The sequence below is a fragment of the Neorhizobium turbinariae genome (genome assembly GCF_023223505.1).
GTDB classification, from domain to species: Bacteria; Pseudomonadota; Alphaproteobacteria; order Rhizobiales; family Rhizobiaceae; genus Neorhizobium; species Neorhizobium turbinariae.
Map to the genome: position 1 here is coordinate 1 of NZ_JALPRY010000020.1, position 12,973 is coordinate 12,973.

9 protein-coding genes are annotated in these 12,973 nt (G+C 63.3%); 5 read left to right on the plus strand and 4 right to left on the minus strand.

Annotated elements, in window-relative coordinates; genetic code table 11:
• Positions 1-253 precede the first annotated feature (253 nt).
• The 4 genes from M0654_RS17465 (at position 254) to M0654_RS17480 (ending at position 5,736) form a co-directional block, all read left to right on the plus strand.
• The gene (locus tag M0654_RS17465; protein ID WP_248684186.1) at positions 254-1,207 is read left to right on the plus strand and encodes an ornithine cyclodeaminase family protein; all 954 of its coding nucleotides are present in this window, start codon (positions 254-256) and stop codon (positions 1,205-1,207) included.
• Between the two features lie 14 nt (positions 1,208-1,221).
• Positions 1,222-3,696 (plus strand): ATP-dependent helicase HrpB, encoded by a 2,475-nt coding sequence (gene hrpB / locus M0654_RS17470; RefSeq protein WP_248684187.1) that lies wholly within the window; start codon positions 1,222-1,224, stop codon positions 3,694-3,696.
• An 80-nt stretch (positions 3,697-3,776) separates the two neighbouring features.
• Positions 3,777-5,117 carry an ActS/PrrB/RegB family redox-sensitive histidine kinase gene (locus M0654_RS17475; protein WP_248684188.1) on the plus strand — a complete coding sequence of 447 codons (1,341 nt, stop codon included), beginning with the start codon at positions 3,777-3,779 and terminating at the stop codon, positions 5,115-5,117.
• Positions 5,118-5,160: 43 nt separating this feature from the next.
• Positions 5,161-5,736: an ActR/PrrA/RegA family redox response regulator transcription factor gene (locus M0654_RS17480; RefSeq protein WP_248684189.1), complete on the plus strand. Its 576-nt coding sequence runs from the start codon at positions 5,161-5,163 to the stop codon at positions 5,734-5,736.
• On the opposite strand, the gene M0654_RS17485 is transcribed toward M0654_RS17480, so the two are convergent.
• Positions 5,737-6,225, minus strand: a complete 489-nt coding sequence (locus M0654_RS17485) for an MmcB family DNA repair protein (protein WP_118851162.1) — start codon at positions 6,223-6,225, stop codon at positions 5,737-5,739.
• A 177-nt stretch (positions 6,226-6,402) separates the two neighbouring features.
• Here M0654_RS17485 and M0654_RS17490 point away from each other — a divergent pair, with 177 nt between their 5' ends.
• The gene (locus tag M0654_RS17490) at positions 6,403-7,068 is read left to right on the plus strand and encodes a L,D-transpeptidase (RefSeq protein ID WP_118851161.1); all 666 of its coding nucleotides are present in this window, start codon (positions 6,403-6,405) and stop codon (positions 7,066-7,068) included.
• Positions 7,069-7,176: 108 nt separating this feature from the next.
• Here the strand turns inward: M0654_RS17490 and M0654_RS17495 are convergent, their stop codons facing one another.
• The 3 genes from M0654_RS17495 to M0654_RS17505 form a co-directional block, all read right to left on the minus strand.
• Positions 7,177-9,348, minus strand: a complete 2,172-nt coding sequence (locus M0654_RS17495) for a malate synthase G (RefSeq protein WP_248684190.1) — start codon at positions 9,346-9,348, stop codon at positions 7,177-7,179.
• Between the two features lie 92 nt (positions 9,349-9,440).
• Positions 9,441-11,444, minus strand: coding sequence for a hydantoinase/oxoprolinase family protein (locus M0654_RS17500; RefSeq protein WP_248684191.1), 2,004 nt, complete (start codon positions 11,442-11,444; stop codon positions 9,441-9,443).
• A 52-nt stretch (positions 11,445-11,496) separates the two neighbouring features.
• Positions 11,497-12,915, minus strand: a complete 1,419-nt coding sequence (locus M0654_RS17505) for a cytochrome P450 (protein WP_248684192.1) — start codon at positions 12,913-12,915, stop codon at positions 11,497-11,499.
• Positions 12,916-12,973: the final 58 nt, after the last annotated feature.

A 12,973-nucleotide genomic window follows, 5' to 3' on the forward strand; every position in this document is an offset into this window, starting at 1 on the left:
AAACGAAGAACTTCGTCGCTAGCAGCGCCGCCGCCCTCGTCAGTGGTTGTGCTTATAAAGGTAGTCCCTTCGCGAAGTCAACAGGCCATTTCAAAAAACTGTCACTTTTCTCCGTCGGCCATCGACTTGTTCGGCCGCGACGGGGTTTTCAGCCGCCTGACGCTTTCATGGCTCCCATGGCTTTGCGACCCGCGCCCCGCGTTGCTAAGGTGCCGCTCCCTTTAATACCCGCTGATACCCAGGAGTACCCCGCATGCTGGTCATGGACGAAGAACAAACACGCGCCGCCCTTCCCTTTCCCGAACTGATCGACGCGATTGCGAAGATGTTTGCCAGCGAATGCGTGATGCCGGTGCGCCATCACCATGACATGGAGGTGCCGGGCGAAGCGCATGCGGTGATGTTGCTGATGCCGGCCTGGGTGCCGGGCGAATATGCCGGCGTGAAGATCCTCAACCTGTTTCCCGACAACCATTCACGCTCGCTCCCCTCCATCATTGGCCGTTATCTCCTGTCCTCCGGCAAGACGGGCGAGATGCTGGCCATGGTCGAGGGTGGCGAGCTGACCGCGCGCCGCACCGCCGCGGCCTCCGCACTCGCAGCCAAATATCTTGCGCGCGACAACGCCGAGACCATGCTGATGGTCGGCACCGGCCGCCTGTCGCTCAACCTGATGCAGGCCCATGCGGTCAACCGGCCGCTCAAGCGCTTCCTGCTCTGGGGCCGCGACGCGGCGAAGGCGCAGGCCATGGCAGAGGAAGCCAAGGCCCTGGGGATCACAGTCTCCGTCGTCACCGATCTTGCCGCCGCCTGCGCCGAGGCTGACATCATTTCCTGCGCAACGCTTTCGAGCGAGCCGCTGATCCGCGGCGAATGGCTGAAACCCGGGGTGCACCTTGATCTCGTCGGCGCCTACAAGCCGACCATGCGCGAAAGCGATGACGAGGCAGTGCGTCGTGCTTCGATTTTCGTCGACACCCGCGCCGGTGCGCTGAAGGAAGGCGGCGACATCGTCATGCCGCTCCAGGCCGGCATCATCAGCAAGGATGCGATCAAGGCGGAACTCGCCGAACTCGTGGCGGGGAGTCACCGGGGTCGCGCCAGTGCGGACGAGATCACCCTGTTCAAGTCGGTAGGCGCAGCGCTTGAGGATCTCGCCGGCGCCATCCTTGCTTATCAGCACGCGAGCGGACAAGCCGGTGCTTGACCGGAGCCGTTGCCATGGGTGATGGCGCAAATGCAGCACGGCTGCCGAAACTTCCTGTTTCGGAGGTACTGGGCGACATCACCAAGGCGCTTTCCGATGAGGCGCGGGCCGTGCTTTCGGCCCCGCCCGGTGCGGGCAAGACGACCCTGGTGCCGCTTGCGCTGCTCGACGAGCCGTGGTGCACCGGCAAGATCATTCTGCTCGAGCCGCGCCGGCTCGCCGCGCGGGCCGCAGCGTCCCGCATGGCGTCGCTGCTTGGCGAACCTGTCGGGGAACGCGTCGGATATCGCATGCGCCTCGACAACCGCGTTTCTGCCCGGACGCGGATCGAGGTGGTGACGGAAGGCGTGTTTGCCCGGATGATCCTCGAAGATCCTGAGCTTGCCGGCGTCTCCGCGGTGCTGTTCGACGAATATCATGAACGGTCGCTGGATGCCGATGTCGGTCTGGCGCTGGCGCTCGATGTGCAGTCGGCGCTGCGCGAGGATCTTCGCCTGCTGGTGATGTCGGCGACGCTGGATGTCGAGCGGGTGGCGGCGTTGCTGGGTGATCCGGCGGTGATCAAGAGTGAGGGCCGCACCTTCCCGATCGAGATCCGTCATCGTGACCGGTCTGCCGCCGAGCGGATCGAGGATGTGATGGCGGCCACCATCATCGAAGCACACCGTGGCGAGCAGGGCTCCATCCTCGCATTTCTCCCCGGCCAAGCGGAAATCACCCGCACCGTCGAGCGGCTGCAGGGGCATTTTGGTGCCGAAACGACCGTGGTGCCGCTTTATGGTAACCTGTCGCAAAAGGAGCAGGACCTCGCGATCAGGCCGGCGCCTGCCGGCCAGCGCAAGGTGGTGCTGGCGACATCGATCGCGGAAACCTCGATCACCATCGACGGAGTTCGAATCGTCATCGACAGCGGCTTGCAGCGCCTGCCTGTGTTCGAACCTTCGACCGGCATCACCCGGCTGGAAACGGTGCGGGTATCGCGCGCCTCTGCCGATCAACGCGCCGGACGTGCCGGGCGTACCGAACCGGGCATCGCCATACGCCTTTGGCACCAGGGGCAGACGGCGGCACTGCCCGCCTTTACCCCGCCGCAGATCCTGGCGAGCGACCTGTCCGGCCTTGTGCTCGACCTGGCGCATTGGTGCGTTCAGGACCCGGCGACACTTTCCTTTCTCGATCCGCCGCCGGCCGCGGCCTACAATGAAGCCAAGGGATTGCTCGTTCAGCTCGGCGCGCTGGAAGAAACCGGAAGCCTGACCGAAAAGGGCAAGTTGATGCGCGACCTCGCCCTGCCGCCACGACTTGCAGCCATGGCGATTTCGGCGACAGAGGAGGGACTGGGCCAGGAGGCCTGTCTCCTCGGCGTACTGCTGACCGAACAGGGGCTGGGCGGCAATGATGTCGATCTTGACGAGCGGCTGAAGCGCTTCCGGCACGAACGCGGAGACCGGGCTGACGCGGCGCGCAAGCTTGCACAGCGGATCGCCGCAAGTCTGCCGAAGACGAGCCAATCGCCTGAACCGGCAACGGCCGGGCGCCTCCTCATCCATGCCTATCCTGACCGGATCGCCCTGCAGCGTGGCGGTCGTGGCCGCTTCGTGATGGCGAATGGACGTGGCGCCGAGCTGCCGGAAACCGAGCGGCTGTCGGCCTCCAGGATGCTGGTGATCGCCGACCTGACCGGGCGCGCGGCGGCAGCACGCATTATGGCGGCAGCTGAAATCAGCCGCGCCGACGTGGAAGCAGAGCTTCAACATGCCATAATCGAAGGCGACGAATGTTTCTTCGACCGCGCCAGCCGCCAGGTACGGGCACGCAAGGTAACCCGGCTAGGTGCGATCATCTTCGATGAGCGGCCCCTGCCGCGCCCGAGCGGCGACCAGGCGGCGCGGGCTCTGGCGCAAGGAGTGCGCGAGCTTGGACTCCAGGTGCTGCCTTTTTCCAAGGAAGGGGCGCAGTTGCGCGATCGGATCGGTTTCCTTTACCGCACGATCGGCGAACCTTGGCCGGACATGAGCGACGAAGCGCTGCTTGCGCGGCTCGAGGACTGGTACGTTCCCTTCCAGGGAAATACGTCAGGGCTTGATGCGATCAACCCCGGCAGCTTGTCGGAAGGGTTGCGTTCGCTTGTGCCGCATGAGGTGGCGCAGGACCTGAACAAGCTTGCACCCACGCACTTCACGGCGCCGACGGGAGAGCGGCATCCGATCCGTTACGACGGGGAAGAACCGGTTCTGGCGATCCGCGTCCAGGAACTGTTCGGGCTGACGAAACATCCGGCGATCGCCGGCGGGCGATTGCCGCTGCTTCTCGAACTGACATCGCCGGCGCACCGGCCGATACAGACGACGCGCGACCTGCCCGGTTTCTGGGCCGGATCCTGGAAGGACGTGCGTGCCGAGATGCGCGGGCGCTATCCGAAACATCCGTGGCCGGAAGATCCGGCGCAGGCGCAACCGACGACGCGTGCCAAACCGCGCGGTACGTGACAGAATGCCGCCTCGCGCACCAGCGGAGGAACGGTATGACAGTGCCGAACACAAGCCAAGGTGAAGGACGGATTGTGAGCATGGACAGCCCATCGGTGCGATTTGCACAATTCGGCCCCTCCAGTCGGCGCATTCGCCTGCAGACCCTGGTGCGACTTCGCTGGCTGGCGGTGGCGGGCCAGACGATCACCGTGCTGATCGTCGGCGTCGTGCTGCGGTTTCCACTGCCGTTCCAGGAGGCGGCGATCCTGATCGGCGCGCTGGCGGTGGCAAACCTTGCGCTTTCCGCCTGGTTTCCGGCGACCCACCGGCTTGAACCAAAAGCGGCGCTTGCGCTACTCGCCTTCGACTTGCTGCAGATGGCCGCATTGCTGTTCATCACCGGCGGTCTTGCCAATCCGTTCGCGCCGCTCATCTGCGTGCCGGTCATCATTGCCTTTGCGTCGCAGCCGCTTCGCCACTCGCTGGTGCTGATCGTTGTGGCGCTCGCCGGCACCACGGCGCTTGCCCTCTCTCCTTACCCAGTGCCCTGGTATGAAGGTGAAACGCTGCGCATCCAGCCGATCATGCAGCTTGGCGTCTGGTGCTCGATCGCTTCGATGATGATGTTTGCTGCCTTTTACGCCTACCGCGTCAGCCATGAGGCGACGCTGCTGGCCGATGCACTGGCAGCCACCGAACTGGTGCTGGAGCGGGAAAAACACCTGTCACAACTCGACGGACTGGCGGCGGCCGCGGCCCATGAACTCGGCACACCGCTTGCCACCATCAGCGTCGTTGCCAAGGAAATGGAACGAGAACTCGGCGGTGACGAGCGCTTCCGGGAAGACGTGCAGCTTCTGCGCAGCCAGAGCGAGCGGTGCCGTGACATCCTGCGCCGGCTCACCTCGCTTTCGGCGGAGAGCGAGGAGCATATGCGTCGCCTCCCCTTGTCCTCGATGATCGAGGAAGTGCTTGCGCCGCATCGCCAGTTTGGCATCCAGATCGCTCTCATCGAAAACGGAGATCGGGCGACCGAACCGGTCGGCAACCGCAATGCTGCGATCCTTTACGGCCTTGGCAACCTGATCGAGAACGCGGTGGATTATGCGCGCAGCAAGGTGACCGTGACCGTCGCCCATGACGCGTCGCGGGTCTCGATCACCATCGAGGACGATGGCCAAGGTTACAGCCCGGAGGTCCTTTCCCGCATTGGCGAACCCTATATGACGCGGCGGCCGCGCGAGGATCAGCGCGCCGGGGGCCTCGGCCTTGGCCTCTTTATCGCCAAGACGCTCCTGGAGCGCTCCGGCGCTTCGATTCGCTTCGGCAACAGCGAAGGCAGCACGCTCGGCGCGCGTATTCATGTCGAATGGCCACGTTCGGTGATGGACGTGGCGGATAAAAATGATTTGGCTCCATCAACGGTAATGCCCATATAGATTGCACAAGGCAGGTGACAGCAGCCTGCGGAGAAGAAACGCTATGGAAACACACCTGGAACAGCCCTTAAGGCCGATTGATCCGGATCTCGGCCCGGACCCATCGCTGCTCATCGTGGACGATGACGGCCCGTTCCTGCGGCGCCTGGCGCGCGCCATGGAAGCGCGAGGCTTTGTGGTGGAAACGGCCGAATCGGTGGCCGAAGGTGTGGCAAAATCCAAGGCGCATCCGCCGAAATATGCGGTGGTGGACCTGCGGCTGGGTGACGGTAACGGGCTCGACGTGGTCGAGGCGATCCACCAGAGCCGCGAAGACACCAAGGTGATCGTGCTCACCGGCTACGGCAACATCGCAACCGCCGTGACGGCGGTGAAGCTTGGCGCACTTGATTATCTTTCGAAACCCGCCGATGCCGACGACATCTTCAGCGCGCTGACGCAGCGGCCGGGCGAGCGCGCCGACGTGCCGGAAAACCCGATGTCGGCCGATCGCGTGCGCTGGGAGCATATCCAGCGCGTCTACGAGATGTGCGAACGCAACGTTTCCGAAACGGCACGCCGGCTCAATATGCATCGCCGCACGCTGCAGCGCATTCTCGCCAAGCGCGCGCCGAAATAACTACATCTCGTCGAAGTTCCTGCCCGTCGCCCATTCGGCCATCATCAACCGTTGTGCCGCCGCGCGCGAGAAGCTGAGCGTGACGGCCTTGCGGGTCGCCGGCGCCAGCTTATGCTCCGGCGCATCGCGCAGCAGATGTGCGCCATAGCCATCCGACAGGATCAGCCCGCAGTCTTCCGGGAAGATATCGAGCGGCACATCCTTGTGGGTAGCAAAGAACAGCCTGTCACAGCAGGCACGGTAATCCGGCCATTTACGGTCGACGCGGAAATCCTCCACCGATGTCTTGATCTCGATGATCCAGATCTCGCCCTTCTCCGTCAGGGTCATCAAATCGGCGCGTCGTCCGCTGGATAGCACCATTTCCGGCAGGAGCGCATGGCGCATGTCATGCAGCAGGATCTGCACGCCCTTGCGCACCATCATGGCACGGGCGGACTGGCGCCCATCGATCAAGGGGTTGTTGCTGACGACATTCAGTATAGTCATGGGCTCTACGTATCAGGGACCAAGATGATGTTGCAAAAACACCATGCCCTTTTTCAATCATACGCCGGCTCTGTTTTGATGCGCTGCAGCGCTTGCCAAGACGAATCTTATCGAAAATAACCCCTGACGAAGGTGGTCGTCCACCTAATTCATCTGCCCAATCATCAAGAGACTTCCATGCGCGTCCGCAACAGCATGCTTGCACTCGGCCTTCTGGCGTCCGTCGCCCTGGCCGGCTGCTCCACCGTGACATCCAGCTCCGAAACCAAAAGCGTCAGCTATACCGAGCAAATCTTCACCGATTCCTACGGCTCGGTGCAGGACGCCGGATATACCTTGCCGGCGATCCCGATCAACCGGATGGACAAGAAGTTCGTTCGCCAGATCGTCAGCTACCAGACGAACGAGAAGCCCGGCACGATCGTGGTGAATACCCGCGAACGGCATCTCTACTACATCCTGCCGAACGGCAAGGCGGTGCGCTATGGCATCGGCGTCGGCAAGCAGGGCTTCGCCTGGTCAGGCACGGCTTACGTTGCCTGGAAACAGGAATGGCCAACCTGGCACCCGCCGAAGGAGATGGCAGCCCGCAAGCCGGACATCGCTCGTTATGTCGAGGCCGGCATGGGCCCCGGTCTCAACAACCCGCTTGGCGCGCGCGCCATGTATCTCTTCAATGAGAAGGGCCAAGACACGCTGTTCCGCCTGCACGGCACGCCGGAATGGGCTTCCATCGGCACCGCGGCATCGTCGGGCTGCATCCGCCTGATGAACCAGGACGTGATCGACCTCTACAGCCGCGTTCGCCCCGGTCGCCAGACCAAGGTCGTGGTGATCCAGTAAACGCAGCCATCCGCGCAGGAATAAAAAGGCCGCCAGGAGAGTTTCTCCGGCGGCCTTTTTTGTCGCTTGTGATTGCCCCCTCGTGAGGAGGCATTCCGGTATAGGGAATCACCCCGCCAGCTTCGCCTTCAGCTCCTGGCGACGACGGTGCAGCACTGGCTCGGTATAACCGTTCGGCTGTTCGCGGCCCTTCAGCACCAGGTCGAGCGCCGCCTGGAAGGCAACGGAGTTGTCGAAGTCCGTCGCCATCGGCCGGTAGAGCGGGTCGCCGGCATTCTGGCCATCAACGACCGCGGCCATGCGCTTCATCGTCGACACGACCTGTTCTTCGCTGACCAGTTTGTGGTGAAGCCAGTTTGCCATGTGCTGGGCCGAGATGCGCAGCGTTGCGCGGTCTTCCATGAGCCCGACATTGTTGATGTCCGGCACCTTGGAGCAACCGACGCCCTGGTCGATCCAGCGGACGACGTAACCAAGGATCCCTTGCGCATTGTTGTCGAGCTCGCGCTGGATCTCGTCCGCGGTCCAGTTCGGCCGCGAAGCAACCGGAACCGACAAGATATCCGAAAGCTTCGCGCGCTCGCGGCTCTTCAGCCCCGCCTGAACGGAGGCAACATCGACCTTGTGGTAGTGCGTCGCGTGCAGGGTTGCCGCAGTCGGCGACGGGACCCAGGCGGTGTTTGCTCCCGCGTTCGGATGGGCGATCTTCTGCTCCAGCATCGCCGCCATCATGTCGGGCATCGCCCACATGCCCTTGCCGATCTGCGCGTGGCCCGACAGGCCGCACTGCAAACCGATATCGACGTTCCAGTTTTCATAAGCTGCGATCCAGGCAGCCTGTTTCATGTCGCCCTTGCGGATCATCGGACCGGCTTCCATCGAGGTATGGATTTCGTCGCCGGTACGATCCAGGAAGCCGGTGTTGATGAACACCACCCGCTCGCGCGCCTGGCGAATGCATTCCTTGAGGTTGACCGTGGTGCGGCGCTCCTCGTCCATGATGCCCATCTTGATCGTGTTCACCGGAAGCCCCAGCGCCTGCTCGACGCGCGAGAAGATTTCCGAGGCGAAGGCCACCTCTTCCGGCCCGTGCATCTTCGGCTTCACCACATACATGGAGCCGGTGCGGGAATTCTGGCGGCGACCGTTGGGGCCAATGTCGTTGATGGCAATCAATGCCGTGATCATGGCATCCATGATGCCTTCCGGAACCTCGTTGCCGTCCCGGTCGAGGATTGCCGGATTGGTCATCAGGTGGCCGACATTGCGGATCAGCATCAGCGAACGGCGCTTCAGCACGAAATTCGAGCCATCCGGCGCCGTGTAGTCGGTGTCGGGGTTCAGCCGGCGGGTGAAGGTCTTGCCGCCCTTCGAGACTTCTTCCGACAGGTCCCCCTTCATCAGCCCGAGCCAGTTGGCGTAGACGGCAGCCTTGTCCTCGGCGTCAACGGCTGCGATCGAATCTTCGCAGTCCATGATCGTGGTAATGGCGGATTCGACCCAGACGTCGGAAATCTCCGCCGGATCATCCTTGCCAATTGCCGTCGTCGCATCGATCAGGATCTCTACATGCAACCCGTTCTTCTTAAGCAGGATATGCGTCGGTTCGGCGGGCGAACCCTGGTAGCCGGCAAACTGGTTCGGATCGGCAAGCTCGACCGTCTGGCCATCCTGCGCGGCGGCCTTCAGCCTGCCATCGGCAATGACGAAGGAGGTGACACCGGTCCAGCTCGCGCCAGACAGCGGCACGGACTGGTCAAGGAAGTCACGCACCCAGGCGATCACCTTGGCACCGCGCACCGGGTTGTAGCCCTTGCCCCTGTCGGCGCCATCCGTTTCGGGAATCGCATCCGTGCCGTAGAGCGCGTCATACAGCGAGCCCCAGCGGGCATTCGCCGCATTGAGCGCATAACGAGCGTTCATCACGGGCACGACAAGCTGCGGGCCAGCAATTTCTGCGATCTCGGGGTCGACATTCTGGGTGGAGACGGTGAAGTCCGGTCCTTCCGGCAGGAGATAGCCGATCTCGCGCAGGAAGGCTTCGTAGACTGAAAGATCCGTGGGAGCGCCGTTCTGCCGGTACCAGTCATCGAGCTTCGCCTGGAACTCGTCACGCTTTGCCAGCAGCACCCGGTTCTTCGGGGCAAGATCATGAATGATCTTGGAAAACTCGGAGAAGAAGTGGTTCGCATCCACGCCGGTGCCGGGAAGTGCCTGGTCGACCAGAAAATTGTAGAGCGTCTCGTCGATTGCGAGACCGTTCTTTTCGATGCGGGCCATGTGCCTCCCCTTGAACCGATTGCGAAAACTGCCTGTCACATTGCGCGGGCAAGGCAAGCTGTCAATGCAACGAATGGGCAGCGGTCCTACATTCACCCAACTGCGACGCGCGGCCGGCCGGCGGCAGTGGCGGTGATTCGCGCTTCCACAAGCTTTCGCGCGCCTTCGACCTCTGCGGCATCGACCTCTTCCGTGACCGCCAGAACCGCTTCGGCCGCGCCATCGGACAGGGCCCGGGCAAGCGCGACATCGGATGCCAGTTCCCGTGCTTTGGCAAGCGCTTCCGCCTCGCCCGCCAGCACAAGCCGCTCGCCAGCACCGGACAGGATGAAGCGCCCCTCTTCCGGTGAGGTGACGACAACCGTGGCGGACGCCCGCACCTGGCCCACGACAGCACCAATGGCGTTTGCCACATCCGCATCGGCGGGAATGACCGGCTGCGCGCCGAGCATGGTCGCCACGGCCGGATAATAAACGGCAGCCGAAGCACCAAGACCGACCAGCGGGCGATCAAGAGATATAGAGAGACGCGCAATGCCGGGAGTTCGCTTCAGGGCTCGATCGATTGCAAGCGAGGTGGCCGGGTCGATGGCGCCCGCCCCATCGTCGGCCAGACAGGTCGCAAGCACCGCCTCTGCCGACTGGCGCGTCATCCCGTCGACGATCCTTGTCGCCAGCATCTCCGCAGAGGCGGCGACCTCACGTCCTGCACCATCCTTGCGACGCGCGTGGAGTGTGAGACCAAGATGTGCCGCCTCGGCGTTCCACTGGTTCTGCCGCCCGAGCACATGCAGCGCATCCGACGGCGTGACGCCGCCGATATGAACAAGGCCACGCGCCACGAGCCGATCTAGAACCGCCTTCTGCGACGTCATCGTCAGCAGATCGTTCAGCGCTGTTGGATGTTCGGTGATGCGGTCGTAGAGGGAACGGTCGGCAGAGGCCAGCCCCTGCGCCAGCGCTTCCGGCACCCCGGTGCGGATGGCAAAGCGTGCGTCATGCCGCCCCGCATGCGTCGCGCGCAGCTGTTTCTCCAGAGAGCCAAGAACCTCTTGCCCGTGAGAAACCGCCAGCAGGCTGAGCGGCAGGATGCGGCGGGGCCCAAGTGAAATCCGCGCCTCGAGCCCGCGCTCATCGACATAAACTTCCGAATCACCGCCGAGCCCATAGGTGCGTAGCGCGACCGCCTCCACCATGGTCTGGTGCCCACCGACAACCGCCCCCTCCTCCGCAAGCTTCGGCCGCCCCTCATGCAGCACGGCAACGTCGGTCGTGGTGCCGCCGATGTCCGACACCACCGCCTGGTCGAGTTTCGTCAGGTAACGCGCTCCGACTAGGCTTGCGGCCGGCCCCGAGAGAATGGTTTCGATCGGCCGCAGCCGCGCCTCCGTTGCCGAAATGAGGGCGCCGTCACCGCGCACCACCATCAGCGGCGCATGGATCTGCCGCGCATGGAGAAAACCTTCGCAAGCGCTGACCAGCCGGTCGATCACGGAAACGAGCCGCGCGTTCAAAAGCGTTGTCAGTGCTCGCCGTGGTCCACCGAGCTTCGATGACAGCTGATGACTGCAGGTGACCGGCAGATGTGTCAGTTGGCGCAGCCGATCGCGCACCCGGATTTCATGCGCGGGATTGCGAACAGCAAAATAACCGGCAACGGCAAAGGCGGTGACATCGGTGGAAAGTCCAGCAGCAACCTGCTCGAGCGGTTCGAGATCGAGCGGCGTTTCATTGCCGTGGGCGTCATGCCCGCCCTGCAGGAAGATCACCGGGTCGCTGCCCAGCGCTTCTGCCAGACCGCTGCGCGCCAGATCGTCCGGAGCAAAGCCGATCATCACCAGCGCGGAACGGCTACCCTGCCCTTCCACCAGCGCATTGGTCGCAAGTGTCGTCGAGATCGACACGAGGCCAATCCGCGAGGAAGAAAGCCTGGCCTGTGCCAACACCGCATCCACCGCACCGGCGATGCCGACCGAAAGGTCATGCCGCGTCGTCAGCGACTTCGCCTTGGCGACAACGCCTTCTTCCTCACGGAACAGCACGGCGTCGGTATAAGTGCCGCCGGTATCGATGCCGAGAAGATAAGGAGATGCCACGCGAAGATCCCGAGGATTGGTCACGGGATCATTAGCCGATGCCGGGCAAAGATCAATTCACTGCACGAGACGTCCTGTGTCGCGGACTGACCTTCATGGGCATGCCGTCGCGCGGCTGCGTTGTCAGCTTCTGCACCGGCCAAACCCGGCTCTCCGGCACCCGATCGAACCGGTAGCTTTGCATCAGCACGGCAAGCGCGATCACCCCTTCCTGCAGCGCGAAGGTGGCACCGATGCAGGTGCGTGGGCCGACACCAAAGGGGATATACTGGAAGCGGTTGATGGAGCCACGGTTCTCCGGCAAGAAGCGCTCCGGCATGAAGGCGTCGGGTTTGTCCCAATAAAGCTCGTGGCGGTGCAGCGTCCACGGCATGACGAGCACGGTAACGCCCGGTTCGATATGGATCGTCTCGCCTTCCGGGCTGGTCCAGGAGTCAGCGCCGATCGCTTCGCGATTGAGGGATGGTGCGGGCGGATAAAGACGCAGCGCTTCCTCGAAAGCGGCCCGCACCCAGGGCATCCGCTCCACCCATTCGACCGGTTCGGTGCCCTCCGCCAGCACGCGGCCAATCTCCTCTTCCATCCGCTCGCGCACATGCGGCGAATGGCCGACGCAATAAAGCGTCCAGGCCAGCGCCCGCGCCGTGGTCTCGTGGCCGGCGCCGATGAAGGTGAGAATATTGTCCTCGATCTCCTCCATGGTCAGCCCGTCTGGACCGGCCAACTGCAACAACAGGGTGAGAAAATCCTGCGGCACGTCATCCGGCGCCTTCCGCATCCGCTCCTGCCGCGCCGCCATGGTATCGGACACCATCTGGAGGAATTTTTCCAGCATGCGCCGCCCGCCAAAACGCGTCAGCCGCGGCACCCACGGTGGCGCACGCATCATGTCCATCGGGTCGACGCGCCCCATGCGGTGGAGAAGTGCATCGACATCATTGGAAACGGTGTCCTTGTCGCCCGCCAGTTCTCCCGAAAACAGCGTTTCCGCAAGGATCGCATAGGTCAGGTCGGTCATGTCGGCGGAAATGTCGCTCACCCGGCCTTCGCTGCCGATCAACGCATAACGTTCGATGAATTGCTCAGACATGGCCAGCATTTGCCCGGCAAAACCGCGGGAATGTTTCGGCGTGAAGACCGGCGCCATTGCCTTGCGCGAGCGTTTCCAGACGGGTCCTTCGGCGGTGAGCAGGCCGTCCTTCAGGATCGGCCTCAGCACCAGCTGGCGGACCTCCGACATCCGGTAGTTGGCGGCATTCTCCACAAGCAGATGGCGGATGAGGTCCGGATGGTTGGCAACGATCGTGCGTTCGCGAAAGAATTTCGATTCCATCCATGGCAGACGATAGGCGTCCTGCCTCCACAGCTCGAGCGGGTTGCGAAGCGCGGTCCAGATGATTTCGGGCGGCGTCAGCTGGCGCTGCCGCGGCACAGGCGCGGGCGGTACGAAGGGTTCCGGGCGCATGTCCATGAACTGCTCTCCTTGAGGTTGCTCAAGGAGATATCAGTCTCGACACCTTGGGTTTCAA